Genomic DNA, 24270 nt, shown 5'->3' with positions numbered 1-24270 from the left:
CTCACGGCACGGTCTGCCCGGGACTGACCTGGTCGGCACCGCCCACGATGATCTGCTGGCCGGCGCCGATGCCGGAGACCACCTGCACGACGTCCTCGCCCTGCACCCCGAGCGTGACCGGCACCCGCTCGGCCTTGCCACCGCGGACGGTCCAGATGTTGTCGCGGCCGTCGGCGGACACCACGGCGGACGCCGGCACGGTCACCGCGTCGTCGGCCTCGCGCACCTGGAGCCGGACGATGGCGCTCATGCCCGGCCGGGGCGTGGGCGCGGGCCGGCCGTCCGCATAGCGGCCCTTGCCCAGGGTGAGCCGCACGCGGTAGGAGACGCCGCCGCGTGCGGAGGTGGTCGGCAGCAGGTCGACAGCGCGCACGCTGGCCTCGTAGGTCGCCCCGGTGGCAGCGTCGAGCTCCGCGGTCGCCTTGCCGCCGGCCTGCACCAGCAGCACGTCGGTCTCGTCGACCTCGGCGGCCAGGCCGAGCTTGCCGGTGTCGACGATGGTGAGGATCGGGGTGCCCGCGCCGACCGTCGCGCCCTGTGGCACCGCCGGATCGACCCCGGCCACGGGCGCCTGCGCCGGCGCACCGGCGGCGGCAGCCGAGGCCGGGTCGGCGAGCAGATCGGTGAGCGAGGATGTGCCGCCCGAGGCGGTGCCGCCGAGCTGGACGACGCCGGAGACGGGGGCGCGCAGGGTGAGCGCGTCGACGGCCGCCTCGGCCAGGTCGTACGCCTGCTGAGCCTGGAGCCGCTGCGCCGTGCCGAGCGCGTTGACCGCCTGGCCGAGGCCGGCGACGCCGCGCTGCACCGAGCGCAGAGCGGCACCGGCGGCGTCCGAGGCGGCCTCGTATTGCTGCTGGGCGGCCTTCACCTGGGCCAGCAGCGCGGTCTTGAGCTGCGCGTCGGTGACCTTGTCGGCGGCGTCGCGGGCGTCGGTGAACGCCTTGTCGGCGCGCTGGTCGGTGCGGTGCTGGGCGGCGGTGACCGCCGCGGTGCCACCGGTGGACGGCACGCCGCCCGAGGAGGCCGCGTCGAGGGCCCGGGCGGCCTGCTCCAGGCGGCGCTCGGCGGCGGGTGAGTCGACCACGGCCACCACCTGGCCCTTGCGGACCTGGTCACCGGCGTCGAAGCGGAGCTCGGCGAGGGTGCCCTCGGCCGGCGAGGTGACCGTGGCGGCGGCGCGGGCGGTCACCGAGCCGGAGGCCTCGACGATCTCGGCGACCGTGCCCATCGCGGCGGCGCCGACCGTGAGGCCGGACGGCTCGTCGCCGCAGGAGGCCGCGGTCAGAGGTGGCAGCAGGATGAACGCGACCAGGAGGGTGCGGGCGCGGCGGTGAGGGCGGGACACGAGCGCCACTCTATGCCGGGGTACCGACGAAAAACCCGGGCCGATCGGACAGCTGATCTATATCGGTCGGAACGATTTGATACCAGGTAGGTGTCGGCAATCCGCACGACGGCCGACCTGTGGGCGACTGCGCAGGTCAACGCGAGGCGGGAAGCTCAGTGGCAGGCCTGGTCAATGGGCCTGCCGGAAGGCACAATCGGCCGACGGATTGAACCGGTGGCCCCACAGCGGCCGTAATCCAGGTCACGTGCCCCATCTGCGTACGCGAAGGACGGGACCATGCTCCGCGCCGACGAACTGACGATCGTGCACCACGACGACACGGTGAGCCACTTCACCGACGTCACGTACACGCTGACCCGGCAGGGCCTGCGGGTGTTCACCGCCACCGGCGACGAGAAGGCGTTCCCCGGTCACGACGTGCTCACCACGCACGCCCGGACGAGCCACCGGGAGCTCGCGGCCTGACCCCGTACCGGAAAAGAAAGACGGCCCACCGGCTCATGCCGGCGGGCCGTCTCTGTGCTTGCCTACCTGATCAGGTGCCCGACCGACGGCCGATGACCTTGACCGTCATGCCGATCTTGCCGATCTTGTAGTACTTCTTGGCGTCCGCCGGCAGCAGGTTGACGCAGCCGTGCGAGCCCCGCCACGCATCGTGGATGTACGTGGTCGTCTGGTGGAAGCCCCGGCCGCCGATGAAGCGCTGCCAGTACGGCAGCCACACCTCGTACGGGTCGGACCATTCCTTCTTGGTGCGCTTGTTGATCTTGAAGGAGCCCGACGGCGTGCGGTACCCCTTCATGCCGGTCCGGGTGACCGTCGGCTTGGCGTAGACCTTGCCGTTCTTCATCACCCAGGTCGTCTGGTTCGTCAGGTCCACGCAGAACGTGTAGCCCGACTTCTTGGCCTTGCACTTCGACGTCTTCGTGGCGGCGAGCCGCTTGGCCACTCCGTGCGTCGTCGGCCCGGCCAGGCCCGCGGCCGGCTTGATGCCGAAGCGGACCTGGAACTTCTTGATCGCGGCGCAGTCCTTGGCCGACTGCTTGCCGTCGACCGAGACCGTGCCGTAGCCGCCGATCTTCTTGAGGTAACCCTCGACCTGCTTCTGGTACTTGCCCGTCGAGCACGAAGCCGCGGCGGCCTTCGTGACGACGACGGCGGTAATCGGTGTGGCGCTGACCGTCCGGGTCGCGGCGCCGGCCGCGCCCGGGGACAGCACCACAGCGCCGAGCCCACCGCCGACCGCCACCGCCAGCACGGCGGTCGCGAGGCGTGCGGAAACCCGCTGCACTCCCAAAATCGTCCTCCCCAGGAGATGTGTCCGCACATCGAAGCACATCCGTGCACCTGGGAAGGTCCGCCGTACGACTGTGGCATCAATCCGGGACGTCACCAACCGGGGTCGTCGCTCAGCGCTGTCTCACGGTCACTGCGGGGTCGCGAAGTCCTGGACCCAGTACGGCGTACGGTCGGCACTGAAGGCCAGCCCGACGCCCACCTCGCGCAGACCGCAGTCCATGATGTTCTCGCGGTGCTCGGGGCTCTTCATCCAGCCGTCGACGACCTCGGCGACGCTGTCCTGGCCCCGGGCGATGTTCTCGCCGTAGCGCGACCACTGGTAGCCGGCGTCCTCGACCCGGTCACCGGCCCGCCGCCCCCGCGAGTCCTCGTGCGCGAAGTAGCCACGCCGCGCCATCTCGGCGGCATGCCGGTTCGCCGCCACGATCAGCCGCCGGTCAACGGTGAGGTTGTCACAGCCACCACGCCGCCGGTTCTCGTTGACCAGCGTCAGCGCCTGCTGCTGGACGCTGCCGCCGGGGTCGGTGGAGAGGGCCTGGCTGGTGGTCACGTCCCGCTGGGCGGCCGAGAAGGCGTTCGGCTTGCCGCCACGGGTGGGCTTGTCGGCCGCCGGCTTCTCGTCGGCCCGGTCGTCGACCTTGGCCGCCGTCGGCGAGCCGGCCGCCGGTCGGGTCGCCGCATCCGCCGGCGGGCGTGCAGCTGTGGTCGCTGCGCCGGGAGCGGCCGGCTGGTCCGCCGCCGGCTTCGCCGGATCGACAGCACCCCCGGGCCGGGCGGGGGCATGAGCGCCGGTGGTGGGCGTCAGCTGACCGGCGGGAGCAGCCGGATCCCCGGGTACGGCGGGCAGCCCGGCAGTCGCGGGCACGCCGCCATCGACCGGAAGTTGCGGGATGGCCGGGAGGTCGGGCAGAACCATCGACGGCGCCGCCGGCGTGGCCGGAGTCTCCTCCGCACCCGCGGTGGTGGCCACCATGATCCCGCCGGCCAGCACCGCCGAGACCGCGGCGGTCACTACGACAGCAGGCTTGCGCATCCCGTGTGTCTCCCTTTGCCTCGCTGCGCCGCGCCCGTGCACGCCGCCCTCGAGGTGAACCAACGCCGGCACCACCCAACGGTGACTACCGCAGGTTTCGGCCAGTTCTCCCCCACAACCCGGCGACAGGCGCTCTGAACTGCGCTTTCCTGGCCCCATCCGGATCACCGGCGACGCACAATCGCACTGACAATCCGGACACTTCACCCCTTCGGGGTAACCCGCCCGGGCGTACTTGTGAGCCGCTCCGGAGGTGCTGGAAGGGAGGTGGGCATCGCTAGCGTGCTCCGGTGCGCAACCGCTATCTGGACCTGCTCCGGGCCGCCGCCATCGTCCGGGTGATCGTCTACCACCTGTTCGGCTGGCCGTGGCTGTCGATCCTGCTGCCCGCGATGGGCATCATGTTCGCCCTGGCCGGATCGCTGACGGCAGCGTCCCTGGACCGGCGCTCGGCGGGCGCGGTGATCACCTCCCGACTACGCCGGCTGCTGCCCCCGCTGTGGCTGCTGGCGGTGATCGCGGTGCCCGCGATGCTGTACCTGGGCTGGACCGACGAGGACGGCGGCGACGAACCGCTGAGCTGGAAACTCGGCCTGTGGCTGCTGCCGATCGGAGACCCGCCGGGCAGCGAGAAGGGCATCGACGTCTGGGAGCCGCTCTGGTACATCCGGGCGTACCTGTGGTTCGTTTTGCTGTCGCCGTTGTTGTACCTGGCGTACAAGAAGATCGGCTGGGCGGCGGTGGCGGCGCCGATCGTGCTGATCGCGGTGCTGGACAAGACCGGGTTCTCGCTGCCGTTCGGGCGGGCCGATGCGGCTATGTGGGACTTCGCTACGTATGGCGCCTGTTGGATCGCCGGCTTCGCGCATCACGACGGCCGGTTGGCCCGGATCCGTCCTGGCCTGGTGGTCGCGGCCTCGGCTGTCATGGGGTTGGCGGCGTTGTACTGGCTACGGGGGCACGCGTCGGAGTCGGGCTGGGACCTCAACGAGGTGTCGGAGTCGCAGGCGTTGTGGTCGCTGGCTTTCGTGCTGCTGGCGTTGCGGTGGCAGCCGGACATGTCGTGGCTCGAGCGTCGGCCGCGGGTGGACGGGGCGGTCAATCTGTTGAATGCGCGGGCGGTGACGATCTACCTGTGGCACAACATTGCGATCGCGGCTATCTGGCCGGTTCTGACGGTGCTGGCGCTGGATGATCTTGGGGATTTGGACGGGCCTACGGATCTGGTTGCTTCGCTGGCGTTGACTTTGGTGGCGGTGGTGGCGTTCGGGTGGGTTGAGGATTTGGCGGCTCGGCGGCGGCCTCGGTTGTGGCCTGTGGGGGATTCGCGGCGGGTGGCTGGCGGGGATGGGCCGGAGGCCGGGGCCGGGGCCGGGCTGGCGCCTGGGTCTGGGCTGACGACTGGGTCTGGGTTTGGGCGGGGGTCCGGGTCCGGGTCCGGGTCTCAGGAGCAGTCTGGGTCTGAGCTGCTGTCCGGGCCTGAGCTGCGGTCTGGGACTGGCTCGGGACCAGCGGCTGAGCTGGCGGCCGGGTCCGGGTCCGGGCTGGGCCTTCGGTCCGGGTCCGAATTCGAGCAGCGGTCTGGGTCTGAGGTTAGGTCTGGGTCTGAAGTGGGGTCTGGCTCTGGGTCTGGTTCCGGGTTCAGATCCGAATCCGGGCTGGGGTCGGGGTCCGGCTTGGGGCACGGGTCCGGGTCCGGGCTCGGGTCGGGGTCCGGCTTGGGGCACGGGTCCGGGTCCGGGCTCGGGTCGGGGTCCGGCTTGGGGCTCGGGTCGGGGTCCGGGCTGGGATACGGGTCCGAGCTGGAGTCCGGGTCTCGGTCTGCCGTTTCGGATTCGGAGTTCGCTTCGCGGCCTACGGGTGATCTTTCGATGCCGGGCCAGGCCGGTTCGGGGTTGTCGGTGTCTCGTCCTGCTTCTGGGCTTGGCGGAGGTGAGGTGCCGTGGGGGCCGGCCGGAGCCGCACCTGTCGTGGTGGGTGACGCGGGGTTCGGGTCTCGGCGGCGGGAGTCCGTGGCCGAATTTCCTGAGGCTGAGGTGTCATTCGGCTTGCCGGAGGTCGGGCGCGGGTTCGGCGATCGGGAGGAGACCACGGACGCAGGGCGGCATGCCGCCGTGTCTTCTGCGACAGCTACTCCTCCGCGTTCCGCTTCTCCTCCCTCGCCTGCTGCCGGCCCGACTCCCTCAGGTGCCGGCCCGACTCCCTCAGGTGTATCCCCGACATCGCCTGTTGCGGGACCGACGCCGCCGGGGCCTTCTGCGGCAGGGCCATCTGCGCCGGCGCAGGCGCGGAGGCACGATGACCATGCGCCAGCCGGCTCGTGGTTCGGCGGGGAGCACGACGAACCGAAGTGAGGCTGTGCGTGCGGGCGGGCCTGCTCTCCCAGGCCCGCCCGCGCCGCACTCGTCCGCCGTCCTTGAATCCCTTCGTCCGCTCACCTCGCATCCGCTTGGATCGGCCGCTGCTACGCCGCCGAGGACCGGTCACCCGGCCACCCGGCCACCCGGCCACCCGGTCACCCGGCCAGCCGGCCACCCGGCCACCCGGCCACCCGGCCAGCCGGCCACCCGGCCAGCCGGCCACCCGGCCACCCGGCCACCCGGTCACCCGGTCACCCGGTCACCCGGCCAGCCGGTCAGCCGGTCAGCCGGTCAGCCGGTCTTGGCGAGGATCGCGGCGGTCAGCTGATCGATCCCGATCAGGTTGAACTCGTTGCCCAGCGATCGCATCATCGAATTCTCGCTTGGCCTGTACACGCCCCGGTCGTAATAGGCGGCACCCTCGAAGGTGCCGATCACGCCGCCGTCCGGGGTGGGTTTGCCCAGGTAGCTGAACCATTTCAGTCGCTGGGCGCGCATCGTCGCCTCGTTGGCCACTGAGGTGTTGGGGTCGGCCGGTTCGCCGCCGGGGTAGACGGTCGGGTCGCCGCCGTACTCGTCTGCCAGGCCGCCGATCGAGTGGCCGAGTTCGTGCACCACGATGTCGCCGGAGAGTGCGTTGCCGCCGCTGGACACCGTCACGCTGCCGCCCGAGCCGCCGTAGGTGGTGCTGTTCACCAGAACGAGGGCCTGGTCTGCGCCCGGCGCCAGTTCGGCGTACTGCTCGGCCACCGTTTCGTCGACGCAGACCAGCCGGTCCAGGCCTCCGCACCAGAACTCGCCGTCGAGGGCGGTGTCCTTCTCGACGCCGAGGGTCGGATCGTTGTCCGATCCGGACTGGGCGGAGATCGCATTGACCTGCCACACGTTGAAGTTGTTCTTCAGCGTCCGGAACGGCTCCACCGCACTGAGCTGGGCCCAGCGGGCGAGGACCTGGCTGTGGAACAGCTCCTGCTCCGCGGCCGTGTAGCCGTCACCGACGAAGACGAGGTCGTAGCGGCTGGCCGGCGCGCCGGTCTGTTGAATCGTCACCACCTCGGCCGTGACGTCGACGGACTTGGTGGTCCGCGGGAGATCGGCCACCCGGACGTTCTCCTTCCGGATCGAGCCGTCCGGCGAGAACACCTCCCGCACTTCCGTCCTGGTGTCCGCGGACGCCGGTAGCTGCACCAGCCCGTAGATCACCGCGGTCATCGCGACGGCTGCCGCCACCAAAGCCGCCCTTCGGCTTCGCACTCGTATCACGGGCGCCTCCTCGATCTCGGCAATGGAGGAACCAGGCTACATCTACCTTTATCTATGCCTTGGGCCGGACCAGACCACTTTCGTAGGCGAGCACGACCGCCTGTACGCGGTCCCGCAGCTCCAGCTTCCCGAGAATCCGGCCGACGTGCGTTTTCACGGTGGTCTCGGCGACATGCAACCGCTCAGCGATATCGGCGTTCGACCGGCCCTGAGCGACCAGCAGAAACACTTCGCGTTCACGGTCGGTGAGGGTCGCCAGCCGCTTGGCGGAGCTGTGCACCGCCGGGACCGCGGGCACCAGTTGCCCGGCGAAGCGATCGAGCAGCCGCCGGGTGACCCGGGGCGCAACGATGGCATCGCCGGCGGCGATGGACCGGATCGCTGAGAGCAGCTCGGCGGGCGGAGCGTTCTTGAGCAGGAAGCCGCCGGCCCCGGCCTGCAGCGCCGCGAAGGCGTTCTCGTCGGTGTCGAACGTGGTGAGCGCGAGCACCCGGGCTCGGTTTCCCGACGCCACCAGCTCCTCGGTGGCAGCAACGCCGTCCATGACGGGCATCCAGATGTCCATCACCACGACGTCCGCGTCGACGTCTCGCAGGATCCGCAGGGCCTCAGCCCCGTCGGCGGCCTCACCGACGACCTCCATGTCGTCCTGCGCGGACAGAATCGACCGGAAACCGCGCCGCACGAGCTCCTGGTCGTCCACGACGACAACTCTGATCACCCGCCACCGCCCCGGGCACTGGCTGCGCCGTCCACCGTGTCGCCCCCGTTCATGCTGTGCTCCTCGCCGTCATCGTTTCACTCGACGTGCGTGGGATGGTCGCCACCACGCGCCAGCCGCCATCCTCTCGCGGTCCCGCCTCCAAGCTGCCACCGTGCATGGCGGCCCGTTCGCGCATCCCGGCCAGGCCGTGACCCGGCCGAGCCGTGACCGCCGTCGTGACCCGCCGCTTCCCGCCTCCGTCGTCGCTGACCTCGACACGCAGGGAGTTCGGCGTGAAGGCGAGACGCAGGGTCACCGCGGCGTCCGATCCGGCGTGCCGCAAGGTGTTGGTCAGAGACTCCTGGATGATCCGGTACGCCGCGATCTCCTGCGCCCTGCTGAGGCGACCCGGCGCGCCTGTGGTCTCGCGCACCACGCGTAGCCCGGACCGTGCCACCAGTCCGTCGATCTCCCTGAGACCGATCGCTCTGCGCTCTGTCCCGTCGCCATTCTCCCGGTCCGCCTCGGCCAGCAAACCGTCGAATGCGGCACCAGGACCTGCGGTATCTTCCCGACGCTCCAGCCTTCGAGCCACGGCAGCCCAGGATCGATCACTCGAATGCACCACAGGCTCGACCACTGCTTCGGGTGCCGGCAGCGCCGCGCCTCGTAACAGCTGGATCACCCGGCCCATGTCGTCGAGCGCTTCGCGGCCGGTCGAGGCGATCGCCTCCAGGGCTTCCCGGGCGGGCGTTTCGGCTTCTTCGAGCGTGAAGCCGGCGGCATCGGCCTGGACGATCATCACGCTGAGGCTGTGCGCCACGACGTCGTGAATCTCCCGGGCGATGGCTGCCCGTTCCTCGGCAACGGCGAGCAGGGCCAAGTGGTCGCGCTCGCGTTCGAGGGTGGCGGCACGTTCCTCGAGCGTCTGCACGTACAGCCGCCGGGTGCGTACCCCGTAGGCGGTGACCCACGTCGCCACCGTCACCGCGCCCACAACCCAGAACACCACCCAGAAGTTGCCGGAACGGTGGTTCTCCACGAGCGCGGCGACCAGCACCGCGACACCCGCCCCGGCCCCGGCGACCACTCCCCAGCGGAGCTCAGGCTTGTACAGCACCGCGGCGTACATGGCGATCAGAACAGCGATGTCGAACATCCGCACGTAGCTGCTCATCAACAGGTGCAGTGGGGCCAGCAGATAGACCACGGCCACCACGACCATCGGCAGATGCCGCCGCCAGATCAGCGCAAGTGCCATGGCCAGACCGCAGATCTTGACGGGCCACGGCAGGCGGTACTCGAAGAGGGCCAGAGCAGCGACGAGCGCCGCCACGGCTCCGTCGAAAAGCCAGGGTCGGACCCACGCGCCGATGCGCCACACGACCACCACGATAGAAGGCTTCATGCGTCCGCCATGGCGCCGACGACAGAAGCACGGGCCGCTCGGCGTGAGGGCAGCACCGCCGCACCGGCTCCGGCCACCGCTGCGATGATCACGAAGCTCAGGAGTTGCCCGCCCGGAACGGTCAGCAGCGCATCGGTGGGGCCGAAGGCCGCTTCCGACGCCAGCCAGCCGTAGAGCACACCGAACGCCACCCCGACGACGGCGCCGGCTGCAGCCATCAGCAAACCCTCGACGAGCAGGGTGGCGCGCAGCTGACCCCGGGTCAGGCCGAGTGCCCGGACGAGAGCCGACTCCCTGGTTCTTTCAAGGACGGAGAGGGACAGCGTGTTGGTGATGCCGACCAAGGCGATGACCAGCGCGAAGCCCAGTAGGACCGCGATGACTCCGAGGATCTGCCGGATCGCAGCGCCGCGCTCGGCACGGACGGAAGCGAGGTCGTCGACCCGCACCAGCGGATGCGCGGCCAGGGCGGCATCAACGCGTTGCCGTGCCGCTGAGGTGTCGATGCCGGGCGCCGACCGGACCAGGATCAGACTGTCGTCCCGCTGTGACGGGTAGAGCGCCACGAAGTCGCTGGGCCACAGGATCACGTCGCCGACGAGGCTTGCGGCCTGCACCACCGCGGCGATGCGCACCGTCTGCTTCCGACCTGCCGCCGAAACCGACAGCTCGTCACCGACCTTGCCCTGGCCTGCCGCCACGAGCGCCGAGCCGGGTCCGAAGTCAGCCAGTCGTCCGGCTGTCACCTCAGGCCGGTACGCCGTACCGATCGCTGCGCTGTCCATGCCGGCGACTGTCACCGTGTCGCCGGCCACCCGCCCGTCAGCCTGTTTGACCTCGGCGACCAGGTCGAACGTCCGGTCACCGGTGAGGCCCGCACCGACCGCCGGCGAGATGCCCCGCTGCCCGTCGGCCGGGGTGAGCAGATAGTCGACCGGGTACGCCTCGTTGAGCTGAGCCTCCGCCGTGCGGTCCACCGTGGCGGCGATGGTGCTACCGCCGGCCATCAGTCCCACACCCACGAGCAACGCGGCTGTCGTGGCGGCCGTACGCCCGGGATTGCGCCGGGCGTTGGCGACCGCCAGCCGTGCGGGCACCCCGAACAGGCGACCCGGCAGCCACCCCAGCGCGGCGACCAGCCTGCCGATGACGAGGGGTGAGATCAGCAGCAAGGCCAGGAAGTTGCCGATGCCGCCGGCCACCACCAAAATCATCGCCGCTTCGGGCTGGTCCAATCGCAGCCCCGCCACCGTCGTCAGCGTGCCTGCCAGCGCGACCACAGTCGCGGCGACGATCAGCACGTGTCGCGATCTGCCCGTGGCGGGCACCACCATCCGGAAGGCGGCGACCGGCGGGACGCGGGTTGCCCGGGCCGCGGGCACCACAGCGGAGACCATGGTCACCAGCGGCCCGAGGAGGAGTGACACGAGCAGAGGGTAGGGCGTGAGGACGAGGCCGCCGGCCGGCAGCCGGACCCCCAGGGCCGCCGAGCCCTCCAGCAGCCCCCACGCGACGGCGTATCCGAGCAGGATGCCCAGGATCGCACCGGCGGTGCCCACCAGAGCGGAGTCGGCGAGCAGAGAACGCAGGATCTGACCTCGCCGCGCGCCGACACAGCGGAGCAACGCCGTCTCCCGTTGCCGCTGGGCGACCAGGATTCCGAACGTGTTCGCGATGACAAATCCGGCCACCAGCACCGCCACCGCGGCGAACAGGTACAAGCCGATCGCCAACCCGTTGATCTGCGCGAACGCTTGCTGGGCGAGATCGTGCCGGAATTGATCGCCGGTGCGGGCCGATGCCGCGGCCGGCACCGGCAGGCGATCGCGAACTGCCTCCGCATCGGCTCCGGCGCTGACGGTGGCCACCACGTTCCGGTAGCCGATGGCGTCGGTGAGCTGAGTGAGGGCGGCACGGGTGACCACGGTGGTGGAGACGTCTCCGGTGATCGCGACGATGCCGACGATGCGCAGCGTGCGGCGCTGCTCCGAGGCGTCCACGACAGTGGCGAAGTCACCGATCCGGTACCCCGTGGTTTCCGCTGTCTTGCTGTCTATCGCCGCCTCACCGTCGGAGGCGGGCAAGGAACCCTCGGTGAGGTCGTACGACCGCAGTGCCGGGTCGTCGCCGACGTCGACGCCGTAGCCGGGAGTGCCGAAGGTCGCCACGAGGCGGCCGTTGCGGTCCAGCAGTGGTAGCCGCTCGCGCATGCGGCCGGTGGCCGACGCGACGCCGTCCGTGCGACGCACGGCATCCAGATCGGCCGGGGTGAGCCGGCCGCCCGGCGCGGCGGAGACCACCACGTCGACGTTGCGCGCCGCCCGGGCGAATTGGTCGACCAGCGCATTCTTGGCGCTGTCACTGAAGATCATCGTGCCGGCCACGAAGGCGACGGCGAGCACGATCGCCAACCCGGTCGGCACCAGGCGGCGTGGGCGCAGTCCGGTCCGTCTCACGTCAGGCCCCCAGCCGCTGGAGGCGGTCGGCGACACCGTCCGGGGTGGGCGCCCGGAGGTCGTCGACGATGCGCCCGTCCGCCAGCACGACGACACGGTCCGCGTATCCGGCGGCCACCGGATCATGGGTCACCATCACGACGGTCTGACCCCACTCCCGGACGCTGCGTCGCAACAGGTCGAGCACACCGGCGCCGGTCCGGGTGTCCAGACTGCCGGTCGGCTCGTCGGCGAACACCACGTCCGGACGGTTCATCAGCGCCCGCGCACAGGCGACCCGCTGCTGCTGGCCACCGGAGAGCTGGGCCGGGTAGTGGTGCAGCCGGTCGGCCAGACCGAGATCGGCCGCGACCTGCGCAAGGCGCTGACGGTCCGGGCGACGCCCGGCGAGCTCGCTGGGCAGCAGAATGTTCTGCTCCGCGGTGAGCGTCGGCAGCAGATTGAACGCCTGGAAGACGAACCCGATGCGGTCGCGGCGGAGCACCGTGAGGTCGCGGTCGGCCAGGCCGGTCAGCTCGACGCCGCCGACCAGGATCGAGCCCGACGTCGCCGTGTCGAGGCCGGCCAGCAGGTGCATCAGCGTGGACTTGCCAGAGCCGGACGGGCCCACGATCGCGGTGAACTGCCCGGCGGGGAACGTGACGCTCACCCGGTCGACGGCTGTCACCGCTGTCTCGCCCTCGCCGTACACCTTGACGAGCTCGTCCGCCCGCACGGCGTGCGTGGTGGTCATCTCGGCCTCCTGTTCCTGTGGTCGGAGGCGAATCTATGGAGGAACGGGCGTCGGCCGCGTCGTCAGCAGGAACGGTCTTGGCGTACTCCTCAAGTAGGACACGAGCGCTGGGCGTCCTCCTGAAGTCCACGCCGAGATCGTCGCGCGGGCGGACGACACGGGACGCGTACGAGTCGAAGCTGAGCGGGTGCAGTTGCCGCGGTCGGCTGCCGGAGGGTCGGTCGTCCGCCGTCCCGAAGTGACATCTGTGCCGCATGGGACCCAGCAGACTGAAACATTCTCGCTAATGAGGGAGAAATGACCGCTAGCCTGAGCGAATGGTGCAGCCCGGACAAATGGCGCCACCTGCAGAGGAGCCTGCGGGGGACAGCTCGCTCGTCTTCCGAGCCGGGCCGCTGCTCTGTGCCCTTCGCCTCGACGAGGTCATCGAGACCATGCGGCCTCTGGCGACCCATCCCCTCGCCGGCACTCCCGCGTTCGTGAAGGGCATCTGCATCATGCGGGGCATTCCCACACTGGTGATCGACGTGGCGCGGCTGCTCGGCGGGGCCGACGCCGCGGTGTCACGCTTCGTCGCGGTGCGGACGGAACGTGGCCCGGTGGCGTTCGCGACCGGTGAGATCCACGGCGTGCGGCCGGTCAGCACGGGCACCGAAGGGCGCCATGAGGCTCTGCTCGGGGACGCGCCTGCCCGTCTCATCGCCGCCGTCGGCACGATCGACGCCGCGCCGGTGCTGCTTCTGCAGAGCATGCGGCTCGTACCCGATGAGGTCTGGGCTGCCGCAGCCTCCCTGGCGGTGACCTCATGACCGCCTCCGCCGAGGTCACGATGTTCCGTGGCCTGCTCGCCACGAAGCTGGGCTGGACGTTCGACGACAACGACACGGCTCAGCTGGCCGAGGTGCTCGGCAAGCGGTCCGAGACGCACGGACTCAGCCGCTCCCGATATCTGGGCCGGCTGGCCCGGGAGGACTGGGACGACGAGCTGACGACGCTGGCCGAAGACCTGACGATCAACGAGACCTACTTCTATCGCCACGGTGAGCAGTTCCGGGTCCTCGCCGAGGTCGCTCTGCCCGAACGGATCGAGGCCCGCTCGACCCAGCGGGTGCTGCGCATGTTGTCGGTGGGCTGCTCCTCCGGCGAAGAGGCGTACACGATGGCGATCGTGGCGCGCGAGACGCAGCCAGGCCCGGACTGGATCATCTCGGTGCAGGGGCTCGACGCGAACCCCGCCGTGCTCCACCGGGCCAGGACCGGCCGGTATTCGGCCTGGTCGTTGCGGGAGACCCCGGACGCGGTGCGGCAACGCTACTTCCACCCGAACGACGGCGACTTCGAGCTCGACGCCGGCATCCGGTCGGCGGTGCGCTTCCAGCAGTACAACGTCGCGACCGACGACGAGGTGCTGTGGCGCCCGGATCAGTACGACGTGGTGTTCTGCCGCAACCTGCTGATGTATCTGACACCGCAGGTGCGGGAGTCCCTGATCCAGCGGATGACCAGGGCGCTCTCGCTGGGTGGATACCTGTTCCTCGGGCACACCGACTCGCTCGGCAGCCGTCCGGACGGGCTCGAACCGCAGCACACGCACCACACGTTCTACTACCGTCGGCAGCAGCACTCGGTTCCCTCAGCCGGCGCTGTGCCTGCCTTCTCCGCGCCGGCTCGCGGTCACGTACCCGTGCCGCCCGGGCCGGTCGAGTCCAGCGTCCATGACCGTGCGATGCGGCTGCTGCTGGATGAGCGCTTCACCGAGGCGCTGCGCCTGATGGAGGCCGAGCCGACAGACGGGCGCGCTCGGCGTGACGTCCTGCTGCACGTCGTGCTCCTGGCGCACGCCGGCCGCCTCGAAGAAGCCGAGATGTTGTGCCGGCGCCTGCTCGACGTCGACGGGCTCTACGCCGACGCCCACCACCAGCTCGCGGTGTGCCTGGAGGGCGGGGCTGCTGTGGATGTGGCGATCGGGCACTACCGGCTCGCCGCATACCTGGATCCGGACTTCGCCATGCCCCGGCTGCGGCTCGGCCTGCTCGCCCGGCGCCGGGGCGAGAACCGGATCGCCGTGCCCGAGCTGGATCGGGCGCTGGGGCTGCTCCGGCGGGAACGCGACGAGCGGATCGCACTGTTCGGCGGCGGCTTCGGCCGGATCGCCCTGACCACGCTCTGCCGTGCGGAGCTCAACGCTTGCGGGGCATATCGATGAGCCCCAGTGACGTGAAGAACCGCCTCGCCGAGCTGCGCGACGACTTCGATCGTTCCTTCACGGAGCCGGCGCGCCAGCACGACGCCGAGTACGCCGAGCTGCTGGCTGTCCGGGCCGGCGGCCGCCCGTACGCGTTGCGCCTCTCGCAGGCCTCGGGAGTGCACTCCGACCGCCCGGTCACGCCGTTGCCCGGACCGCAGGCGGCGCTGCTGGGCGTCGCCGGGTTCAGTGGCGCGATCGTGCCCGTCTACGACCTGGCGGCATTACTCGGCCATCCCGTGCCGGACCGTCCGCGCTGGCTCGTGGTCGCCGCGGGCGCTCCGCCGCTCGCGCTGGCGTTCCACGATCTCGACGGTCACGTCCGGGTGCCGACCTCGATCATCGTCGACGAGGCCGACGGCAACACCGGACGCGACGTGTTGCGCGGCATGGTCCCGCTGCCGGGTGGCATGCGGCCGATCGTGGACCTGCTGTCGGCGCGCGCGGTCGTCCATCAGCTGACCGGACACACCACGTACAACACCGAGGAGCGGTGACGGGCATGGCCAAACGTACATTCGGCAACAAGCTCGGGCTCGGATTCGGGCTGACCGTGGCCCTGACCCTGATCATGGGCGCGTCCTCGGTGGCGGCGCTGTCCATCGTCGTCGACGCGAAGGACGATGCGATCCGGGAAGCCGTCGACGATCTGGGTAGCGCCGAGCACCTGAAGACCAAGGCGGAGAGCCGGATCAGCGACTATCGGGCGTACCTGCTCAACGGCAACGAGGAATATCTGAACCTCACCACGCAGGACCGGCAGGAGTTCCTGGGCCTGGTGGTGAAGTTGCGTGGCACGCTCACCGATCGCGCCGCGATCTCCCTGCTGGAGGCCGTCGCCACCGCCGAGGCGCAGCATGCAGCGGTGCTGCAGCCGGTCATCGAGAAGCGCAAGACGATCACCAACCTGCAGAACATCAGCCAGCTCAACGCCACCGAGGTCGGGCCGGCCCGCCGGGCACTGCAGGAGTCGATCTCCGCCCTGACGGCCAAGGTCCGCGCCGACGTGGAGACCGCCCGGCGCGACTCGTCGGCCCGGGCCACCCAGGGCATCGTCCTGATCATCGTGCTCGGCCTGCTCGCGATGGCCTGCGGTGGCTACATCGCCTGGCGGCTCAATCGCGACCTGCGTCGTGAGGTCGGCGCCGCCGTCGGGCACATCCAGAGTTCGTCGGCCGAGCTCGAGGCCGCCGCGGCCCAGCAGGCGACCGGCGGGCGCGACCAGGCCAGCGCGATGAGTGAGATCACCACGACCATCAGCGAACTGCTGATCACGTCGCGGCAGATCGCGGAGAGCGCCCAGCGGGTGTCGAAGATCGCGGAGGACACGGCGGAGGCGGCCCAGACCGGCGACGCCACGATCGACCAGACCCGGGCCTCGATCTCCGCCATCCGCTCCCAGGTGGACCAGATCGTGCAGCACATGCTGGCGCTGGGTGAGAAATCCCAGCAGATCGGCGGCGTCGTCGACCTGGTGTCCGAGCTCGCCGAGCAGACCAACATCCTGGCCATCAACGCGACCATCGAGGCCAGCGGCGCCGGCGAGTGGGGGCGACGGTTCGCCGTGGTGGCTGAGGAGATCCGCAAACTGGCGGACCGTACCGCCGGGTCGGCCAAGGAGATCCGCGCGCTGATCGATGACGTCCGCGGGGCGGTGAACACCACCGTGATGGCCACTGAGATCGGCGCCAAGAGCGTGGATGCGGGTTCGCGGCAGTTCGATGACGCGACCAGTTCGTTCCGGCGCATCGCCCAGCTCGTCGCCACGACCAACGACGCCACCCGCGAGATCGAGCTGTCGACGAAGCAGCAGACCACGGCGGTCGAGCAGGTGAATGTGGCCGCCTCGGACACCGCACGGGTGACCCGGGAGACGGAGGCGAGTGCCGTGCAGACGAAGCAGACCGCCGCGCACCTGTCGAGTCTGTCCGGCGACCTGCTCGACCTGGTCGGCACCGGTCGGCGCTGATGAGCCAGGATCCGCTGCGTTACTTCCGGGTCGAAGCGCGCGAACTGATCGACCAGATCAGCGCGGGCGTCCTCGACCTGGACCAGCAGCCCGGGCCGGACCTGGTCGCACGGTTGCTGCGCTTCGCGCACACCCTGAAGGGCGCCGCCCGGGTGGTACGCCAGCAGGAGATCGCCGACCGGGCGCACGCCTTCGAGGAAGTGCTCGTGCCGCACCGCAGCGCCGGCGAGCCAGTGCCCGCGGACCAGATGCGGGAGTTGTTGCGCCTCAACGACGAGATCGAGGAACGGGTCGCCGCGCTCGAGCCGCCGCGACCACAGGCGCAGCCACCCTTGCGGTTCCCGCCGGGAATGACTCCGGGGGGAGCAAGCCCCTCCCCCGGCCTGCAGGCACCCGGCGATCGGGGTACGGGACCAGGGCGCGCCGCGGAGCAGGAGGTGGAGCTTCGGAGGAAGGCTGGTGTCCACGATCCGCAGGATCGCCAACCGGCGTCCGCCGGGACAACCGGGACAGCCAAGACAGCGTCAGAGCTGACGGCAGCCGGCACCCGACAGGCCGAAGGCGAGCCACAGACCGGAAGGGGACGACAGCCCAGCGGCCCACGGCAAGCCGGTGGACCGGGGCAAGCCGGCGGACCAGAGCCAGGAAGCCCTAGCGCGCAACACGATGAGGGCGATCCAAGGCGACCGATTGGGGTCCGGGCTGACGGCACACCGGCCATCAGCGGGCACCAGCCCGATGAGGCCGTCGGAGCGCTCAGCGGGTCACGACACGACGGCGAACGTCGGACCAACGAGGACCCGGGCGTCCACCATGGACATCGCCAGCCGAGCGCCCAGTCGCAAGGCACCGGACCGCAGGCCGATAGCGGGCAAGCAGGTGCCGACAGATTCGAAACCGAGCGGCGCCAGGCGGCCGATCCGTCCGCAGCCGGTGGCAGCGGCGGGATCAACACGGCTGCGGCGTCCGCATCTCAGCCCGCACCGGTCCACGGACCCGACGATCCCCGGCTGGCAGCAGGCGATGGCACCACCCTGTCCGAAGAGGCTCGGTCCGCGGCAGGCGTTCCTGGCGGTGCCGGAGCCGAAGCAATGGCGAAGAGCGAGGAAGCCGCCAAGACCCCCTCGCATCCCGACGCCGCGCCCGCCGCGCGCGGTGCGACGGCCGATGTCGATGAGCTTCTTGATGCCGTCGGTGAGGCCCACGCTCGCTTCGCTCCGCTGCGTACCGGGGGGTATGCGCTCGATCAGTTGACCCGTTCGGCGGAGGCCCTCGCCGACCAGCTCCGCGTCGGGCGTACCGCCGCGCACAGCGATGCTGCCCGGGTTGTCGCCGCCCGTCTCGCCGCGGACCTCGGTGCGCTGGGCAGGCGGATCACCGACACCGTCGAGCAGGTCGAGCGGGAGCTGGACGAGGTGCGGGGCCGGGCCGAGCGGCTGCGGCTGGTGTCCGCCTCGAGCATCTTCACCGGCCTGCATCGCGCGGTTCGCGACGCCGCTGACGCTCAGGGCAAGCGGGTCCGGTTCGAGGGCCGGGGTGGCGACCTGCGACTGGATCCGCAGGTGCTGACCCTTGCCAACAACGCTTTGCTGCACGTCGTTCGCAACTCGGTCGCGCACGGCATCGAGCCTGACGCGGACCGCCTGGCGGCCGGCAAGCCCGTCGAGGGCCGGGTGGTCGTGGAGGTCGAGCGGCGCGGACGGTACGTGGCTTTCCGGTGCACGGACGACGGGCGGGGCTTTGATCTCGCCGCGGTCAGGCGCACCGCGGAGGCCCGTGGACTGCTGATGCCCGGTGGGACGCCGCCCGACGAGCACACTCTGGTTGAGCTGGTGCTGCGTGGCGGCATCAGCACTTCTCCGACGGTGACCGAGGTGGCCGGCCGGGGCATCGGGCTCGATGTCGCCCGCGACGTCGCCGACCAGCTCGGGGGCGATGTATCAGTGCGGACGGAAGCGGGCCGGGGCGCCGCTGTGGAGTTGGTGCTGCCGCTTGCGCTGATGTCGATGCACGGGCTTATTCTCGAGGCGGCCGGGACCATCGCCACTGTGCCGCTCGACTCCGTACGCACGTGCGTACGGCTGTTGCCCGAGCAGGCCACGGCCGCGGCCGTCACCGGGAAGATGGCGCACGACGGCGAGGCCGTGCCGTTCCTACCCCTGGCCCGGGCGCTGTACGCAGGCACGACAGTGCCGGAGGGTGGCGGGCCCACCGTCGCCGTCATCGTGGGCACCGACGATCAGGCCGTGGCCGTCGGCGTCGACCGGCTCGCGGGCACCTCCACGCTGGTCGTGCGGCCGCTGCCCGATCTCGCCCCGGCGGCACCGGTGATCGGCGGTGTGTCGATGGATCTCGACGGCAATCCGCGGCTCGTGCTGGACGCTCAGGGGCTCATCGCGGAGACCTACCGGCTCGGCGCGGGCGGCACCGCACCTGCCGAGCCGCCCCGGCGGCTGCCGATTCTTGTCGTCGACGACTCGCTCACCACTCGCATGCTTGAGCGCAGCATTCTCGAGTCCGCCGGGTACGAGGTCGATCTCGCCGCCTCCGGCGAGGAGGGCCTGGACATGGCCCGGTCCCGTCGTTACGGGCTCTACCTCACCGACATCGACATGCCGGGCATCGACGGGTTCACCTTCGTCGCCGAGACGCGCGCTGATCCGGAGCTGTCCGAGGTGCCCGCGATCCTGGTGAGTTCCCGGGCCAGCGCCGAGGACCGGCAGCACGGCGTCGCCGTCGGGGCCAGCGCGTACGTGGTCAAGGGTGAGTTCAACCAGGAAGAGCTGCTCGCTCACATCCGCCGGTTGGTGCCGGCGTGAGCGCGAACACCCGGCGCGCGGATAGCCTCGTCCGCCGCACCGGGCGCAGCGACATTCGTCGGCGGGCCGTGCCAAAGGGGAGCCACGCATGATCCGCGTTCTGGTGGTCGAGGACTCGGCGACCATGCGCCACGCCCTGCGCGAGGCGCTCGCGACCGACCCCGAACTGCAGGTGGTCGGTGAGGCACTCGACGGCGGACAGGCCGTCGAGCTGGTCGGGCGGCTGCGGCCCGACGTGGTCACCATGGACATGATGCTGCCCACGATGAGCGGCCTCGTCGCCACCGAGCACATCATGGCCGAGTTCCCCACGCCGATCCTGGTCGTCTCCTCAGCCGATCGGCAGGAGCTGTTCAGCACCTACAACGCGCTCGCCGCCGGCGCGGTGGATGTGCTGGAGAAGCCGCGCGGGGACGATTCCGACGCTGGGTGGGCACGCCGGCTGTGCTCGACCGTACGGCTGGTGTCGCGGATCCGCGTCATCACGCACCCGCGGGCGCGCCTCGACGGTCGCAGCCGTACGACACCTGAGCCGGCCGTGCGTCCGCCGGCCGCTCCCCCGCTGCTCACCACCGATGAGCCGCGGATCAAGGTGGTCGCTCTCGGGGCGTCGACCGGTGGGCCCGGGGCGCTGACCGAGTTGCTTCGCGCGCTGCCGACCGGTTTCGCGCCGCCTGTGCTCTGCGTGCAGCACATCGCGGCCAGTGAGCCGTTCGCCGTGGCCTTCTCCGACTGGCTCGCCGGGCAGACCGGGCGCAACGTCAGCTACGCCGTGGACGGGATGTCCATGCGGGCGCTCAACGGCCGGATCCTGCTGGCGCCGCCGGATCGTCACCTGCTGGTCCGCGATGGTCACTTGCGGCTCAGTGAGGGACCGCCCCGGCATTCCTGCCGGCCGTCCGTCGACGTGCTCTTCGAGTCCGTTGCCGCCGAATACGGCCCGACGGCAGCCGGATGCCTGCTCACCGGCATGGGCCGGGACGGTGCCCTCGGCCTCCTGCAGATGCGTGCGCGGGGCGGGCACACGTTCGCCCAGGACGAGGGGAGCTGTGTCGTCTACGGCATGCCGCGGGAGGCGGCGCTGCTCGGCGCGGCCGGCTCCATCATGCCGCCCTCACGGATAGCCGGGCGCCTCGGCGAGTTGTCGTCCGACGTGGGGGTGCGGCGATGAGCCATCCGACCCACGAGGCGGTCGGCCGGCTCGCCCAGCCGTCCACGTCCGCGACCACCGTTCATCAGGCCGATCGCGGCACTGAAGGGCGCCGCGAGACCGGCATCGGGCCGCCGGTCGACAAGCACACGGTGCTGATCGTCGATGACAGTCTCACCGTACGGATGGATCTGCACGAGGCTTTTGAGGCCGACGGCTTCCGGTCTATTTTGTGCGCCAACGGCGCTGAGGCGCGGGCGGCGTTCGCCGGGGCGCATTTTGATGTCGCGGTGCTCGACGTGCTGCTGCCGGATGCCGACGGGGTCGAGCTGCTGCGGGAGTTGCGGGCCCATCCCGGCCGGGAAGGCACGGTCACCGTGCTGCTCTCCAGCGAGGCGGAGGTCGCCGATCGGCTGCACGGGCTGCGGACCGGGGCTGACGAGTACGTCGGCAAGCCCTACGACGCCGGTTATGTCGTGGCGCGGGCGCGGCAGTTGCTCGGCGAGGACCCGTTCCGCATCGACGACCGCACCACGGTGCTGGTCATCGACGACAGCATCACCTTCCGGGAGAAGCTGCGGGAGCTGCTGGAACCTGAGGGGTACGCCGTCATCACCGCCAACTCCGGTGAGGAGGGCCTGCGCACGGCGGCTGACCGCAGGCCGCAGGCCGTCATCGTGGACGGGGTCATGCCGGGCATCGACGGCGCGACTGTGATCCGGCGGCTGCGGCTCGATCCGGCGCTGCGGGACATTCCGTGCCTGTTGATGACGGCCTCGGACGACTACGCGACCGAGGTGCAGATGCTGGAGGCGGGCGCCGACGCGTTCGTCCGCAAGCAGCAGGACCTCGCCGTCGTGCTCGCCAAGCTCGCCGCCGTGCTGCGGACCAGCGCCGAGCAGCTGCCCATCGAGGTCACCGGGAGCCTGCACGGGCCGGGCAAGGTCCTCACCGTGACGTCGGACCGGCAGCGGCTGCTCGCGCTGGGCGATGCCCTGCGCGACGACGGGTACGACGTGGTGCCCGCCGGCACCGCCGATGACGCCCTGGATCTGCTGGCGGCGCAACCGGTCGACTGCATCGTGCTGGGTCTCGACGGCGCCGGTGCCGACGCCCGGGAGATCTGCCGCCGGATCAAAGAGGTCCCGCAGATCGGCGACACCCCGGTCATCATGATCGGGGACCACGACGACGCCATGCTGGACTGCCTGGCCGCGGGGGCGGACGACTACGTGCGGTCCGCCGACGGGCCGGAGACGCTGCGGGCCCACGTACGCGGGCAGATCCGCCGCAAGCAGTCCCTCGACGAGAGCCGGCGCATCCGCGAGGAGCTGATGCGCCGCGAGCTCGACGCGGCCGGTGAACGGGCGGCGCGGCAGCTCGCCGAGACCCGGGCGGCGCTGGTCGAGGAGCTGGAGTGGCGCAACCGCGAGCTGGAGGCGTTCAGCGGTTCGGTCTCACACGACCTGCGCGGCCCGTTGCAGGTGATCAGCAGTTTCGCGGAGACCATCCTGGACGAGGACGACGAGCCGCTCAGCGACCAGGTCCGCCATCGGGTGCAGCGCATCCACGCGGCGGCCGGGCGGATGGCGGATCTGGTCGAGTCGCTGCTGATCCTGGCCCGGGCCAGCCGGGGTGAGCTGCGCCGGGAACGCTTCGACCTGACCGCGACGGCCTGGCAGGTGATCGGCGAGGTCACGGCTCGGGAACCGGGCCGGGAGATCCGGTTCACGGTCACCGACGGCATGACCGCCGACGGGGACGAGGGCCTGGTACGGGTCATCCTGGAAAATTTGATCAACAACGCGTGCAAGTTCACCCGGCGGGTGACCGAGCCCGTTGTCGAGGTGGGCTGGAGCGGGCCGGGCGAGAGCCCGAGGTACCACATCCGTGACAACGGGGCGGGCTTCCCGGCGGGCAAGGCGATCGAGCTGTTCCGGCCGTTCGCCCGGCTGCACAAGGCGGCCGACTTCCCGGGCACCGGCATCGGCCTGACGACCGTGCACCGGGCCGTGGAACGCCACGGCGGCGAGATCCACGCCGAGGGCGAGGACGGGCGGGGCGCGACTTTCTGGTTCACCCTGCCACCGGCGCACCGATGAGGTCAGTGCAGCCCGAACCACGGCAGGCACGGCGTGAGCCCGCCGACGGTCACATCGCTACCGTGCCCCGCGGACCGCCAGTCGTCCACGGTGAGCCGGAGGTTTTGCAGCTCGGCCACTTCACCACCGGGGACGACGATCAGGCCGACCCCGTTGTCGGCGTAACCGATGCGGCGCGACACCCCGAGCGACGCCGCGTTGCCGGCCACGGCCGACGACACCGCCGCGATCGCGCCCAGGTGGTCGAAGGCGAGGCCGAGCACCGCCGTTCGCATCGCCACCCCGAGGCCGCGGCCGCGCACGCCCGGCACCAGCCAGGACGCTGAATCCACGGTCTTCAGCACGGGGAAGTTGTCGGCCTCCAGCGTCTGCACCCCGACGAGCTCGTTCCGGTACGTGACCGCGAAGTGCAGCACCCACGCCGAGGGTGACCACGTGCCGAGCGACTTCCAGTAGCCCTGGTAGAAGAGTCGGCGCTGGTTCGCATCGGCACTCAGGCCCGGGAAGAGTTCGAGGCGCGGGTCCTGCTCGAAGTCGCCGGGGAGGATCGCGGCGAGCGCCGGGAGGTCTGGCTCGCGGACAGGTCGTAGGGAGACCTCGCGGCAGCTCAGCCGCAGCTCGGCAAGTGGCCAGTCGTTCACGCCGATCCAGCTCCCCTCGTCAGGCGACCAGTCGCCGCCCCTCGGCGGGGTCCCGGCCGAGCAGCGTCTTCCGGCCGAGCTTTCGGCATCCGGCCGAGCTTTCGGCATCCGGCCGAGCTTTCGGCATCCGGCCGGCCCTGGGCGTCACGGCCCGGCCACAACGTGGTCCGGCGTCGCGGCGAGCCCGGGCAGGGATGCCGTGCGCGGACGCGTCCAGGTTAGTACGCGCCGTCGTTGGCCCGTCCTACCGCCCGCAGGAGCGGCACCGGATCAGTCGACGCATCCCGCTACGGGCCGTGGCCGGGCGGCCAGAGGACGAGCACCTGCGACCCGCCGCGCCTCTGCGCTCCGCGCAGCTCCGCGGCGATGGGCGACGGCCGCGGACAGGCGGTCCCGAATGGGCGGTCCCGAATCGGCGGTCCCGAATCGGCGGCGAGGAGCGACGGTCGCGGAGCGGCGGCGACGGTCGCGGAGCGGTGGCGGCGACGGTCGCGGAGCGGTGGCGGCGACGGTCGCGGAGCGGCGGCGACGGTCGCGGAGCGGCGGCGACGGTCTCGGAGCGGCGGCGACGGTCGCGGAGCGGCGGCGACGGTCGCGGAGCGGCGGCGACGGTCGCGGAGCGGCGGCGACGGTCGCGGATCGGCGGCGACGGTCGCGGATCGGTGGCGGCGACGAGCGACAACGAGGACCGGCAACGACGACGAGCGACGGTCTGGGATCGGCCCAGGACTCGGCACGACG

General features: G+C 71.0%; 18 protein-coding genes. 9 read left to right on the top strand and 9 right to left on the bottom strand.

Annotated features, from left to right (window positions below; translation table 11 throughout):
- Position 1: 1 nt before the first annotated feature.
- Positions 2–1345, bottom strand: coding sequence for an efflux RND transporter periplasmic adaptor subunit (locus ACZ6S4_RS17975; protein ID WP_465476014.1), 1344 nt, complete (start codon positions 1343–1345; stop codon positions 2–4).
- A gap of 279 nt (positions 1346–1624) precedes the next feature.
- Between ACZ6S4_RS17975 and ACZ6S4_RS17970 the strand changes: the two genes are divergently transcribed.
- Positions 1625–1813, top strand: coding sequence for a hypothetical protein (locus tag ACZ6S4_RS17970; RefSeq protein ID WP_465476013.1), 189 nt, complete (start codon positions 1625–1627; stop codon positions 1811–1813).
- 70 nt (positions 1814–1883) lie between these two features.
- On the opposite strand, the gene ACZ6S4_RS17965 is transcribed toward ACZ6S4_RS17970, so the two are convergent.
- Together ACZ6S4_RS17965 and ACZ6S4_RS17960 are read right to left on the bottom strand one after the other, a co-directional pair.
- Entirely contained in the window at positions 1884–2639 is a 756-nt protein-coding gene (locus tag ACZ6S4_RS17965; RefSeq protein ID WP_465476012.1) for a L,D-transpeptidase family protein, read from the bottom strand.
- A 135-nt stretch (positions 2640–2774) separates the two neighbouring features.
- Positions 2775–3680: a CAP domain-containing protein gene (locus ACZ6S4_RS17960; RefSeq protein ID WP_465476011.1), complete on the bottom strand. Its 906-nt coding sequence runs from the start codon at positions 3678–3680 to the stop codon at positions 2775–2777.
- 290 nt (positions 3681–3970) lie between these two features.
- Between ACZ6S4_RS17960 and ACZ6S4_RS17955 the strand changes: the two genes are divergently transcribed.
- Positions 3971–6034 (top strand): acyltransferase family protein, encoded by a 2064-nt coding sequence (locus tag ACZ6S4_RS17955; RefSeq protein WP_465476010.1) that lies wholly within the window; start codon positions 3971–3973, stop codon positions 6032–6034.
- A 297-nt stretch (positions 6035–6331) separates the two neighbouring features.
- Here the strand turns inward: ACZ6S4_RS17955 and ACZ6S4_RS17950 are convergent, their stop codons facing one another.
- The 5 genes from ACZ6S4_RS17950 to ACZ6S4_RS17930 all read right to left on the bottom strand — a co-directional run bounded on the left by ACZ6S4_RS17950 (position 6332) and on the right by ACZ6S4_RS17930 (position 12603).
- Complete coding sequence (locus ACZ6S4_RS17950) at positions 6332–7270, bottom strand: M64 family metallopeptidase (protein WP_465476009.1); 939 nt, start codon at positions 7268–7270, stop codon at positions 6332–6334.
- Positions 7271–7355: 85 nt separating this feature from the next.
- On the bottom strand, positions 7356–8006 hold the full coding sequence (locus ACZ6S4_RS17945; RefSeq protein WP_465476008.1) for a response regulator: 651 nt from the start codon (positions 8004–8006) through the stop codon (positions 7356–7358).
- Positions 8007–8073: 67 nt separating this feature from the next.
- Entirely contained in the window at positions 8074–9399 is a 1326-nt protein-coding gene (locus ACZ6S4_RS17940; RefSeq protein WP_465476007.1) for a sensor histidine kinase, read from the bottom strand.
- A gap of 11 nt (positions 9400–9410) precedes the next feature.
- Complete coding sequence (locus ACZ6S4_RS17935) at positions 9411–11870, bottom strand: ABC transporter permease (protein WP_465476006.1); 2460 nt, start codon at positions 11868–11870, stop codon at positions 9411–9413.
- A gap of 1 nt (position 11871) precedes the next feature.
- Positions 11872–12603, bottom strand: coding sequence for an ABC transporter ATP-binding protein (locus tag ACZ6S4_RS17930; RefSeq protein ID WP_465476005.1), 732 nt, complete (start codon positions 12601–12603; stop codon positions 11872–11874).
- 317 nt (positions 12604–12920) lie between these two features.
- Between ACZ6S4_RS17930 and ACZ6S4_RS17925 the strand changes: the two genes are divergently transcribed.
- The 7 genes from ACZ6S4_RS17925 to ACZ6S4_RS17895 all read left to right on the top strand — a co-directional run bounded on the left by ACZ6S4_RS17925 (position 12921) and on the right by ACZ6S4_RS17895 (position 22888).
- Complete coding sequence (locus tag ACZ6S4_RS17925; protein WP_465476004.1) at positions 12921–13412, top strand: chemotaxis protein CheW; 492 nt, start codon at positions 12921–12923, stop codon at positions 13410–13412.
- Positions 13409–14809 (top strand): CheR family methyltransferase, encoded by a 1401-nt coding sequence (locus ACZ6S4_RS17920; RefSeq protein WP_465476003.1) that lies wholly within the window; start codon positions 13409–13411, stop codon positions 14807–14809. Before ACZ6S4_RS17925 ends, ACZ6S4_RS17920 begins: the two co-directional genes overlap by 4 nt.
- Complete coding sequence (locus tag ACZ6S4_RS17915; RefSeq protein WP_465476002.1) at positions 14806–15345, top strand: chemotaxis protein CheW; 540 nt, start codon at positions 14806–14808, stop codon at positions 15343–15345. The genes ACZ6S4_RS17920 and ACZ6S4_RS17915 overlap by 4 nt, the downstream gene beginning before the upstream one ends.
- A 5-nt stretch (positions 15346–15350) precedes the next feature.
- Positions 15351–16817, top strand: a complete 1467-nt coding sequence (locus ACZ6S4_RS17910) for a methyl-accepting chemotaxis protein (RefSeq protein WP_465476001.1) — start codon at positions 15351–15353, stop codon at positions 16815–16817.
- On the top strand, positions 16817–19636 hold the full coding sequence (locus tag ACZ6S4_RS17905; protein WP_465476000.1) for an ATP-binding response regulator: 2820 nt from the start codon (positions 16817–16819) through the stop codon (positions 19634–19636). The genes ACZ6S4_RS17910 and ACZ6S4_RS17905 overlap by 1 nt, the downstream gene beginning before the upstream one ends.
- A gap of 88 nt (positions 19637–19724) precedes the next feature.
- Positions 19725–20807 carry a chemotaxis-specific protein-glutamate methyltransferase CheB gene (gene cheB / locus ACZ6S4_RS17900; protein WP_465475999.1) on the top strand — a complete coding sequence of 361 codons (1083 nt, stop codon included), beginning with the start codon at positions 19725–19727 and terminating at the stop codon, positions 20805–20807.
- Positions 20804–22888 carry a response regulator gene (locus tag ACZ6S4_RS17895; RefSeq protein ID WP_465475998.1) on the top strand — a complete coding sequence of 695 codons (2085 nt, stop codon included), beginning with the start codon at positions 20804–20806 and terminating at the stop codon, positions 22886–22888. Before cheB ends, ACZ6S4_RS17895 begins: the two co-directional genes overlap by 4 nt.
- Positions 22889–22890: 2 nt before the next feature.
- Here ACZ6S4_RS17895 and ACZ6S4_RS17890 read toward each other — a convergent pair whose 3' ends face one another.
- A complete protein-coding gene (locus ACZ6S4_RS17890) occupies positions 22891–23529 on the bottom strand; it encodes a GNAT family N-acetyltransferase (protein WP_465475997.1) in 639 nt (212 codons plus the stop codon).
- Positions 23530–24270 lie beyond the last annotated feature (741 nt).

The sequence above is a fragment of the Actinoplanes sp. NPDC051405 genome (genome assembly GCF_055586185.1).
Note: the sequence above shows the minus strand (reverse complement) of the source record. Positions and strands in the feature narration are given on the sequence as shown.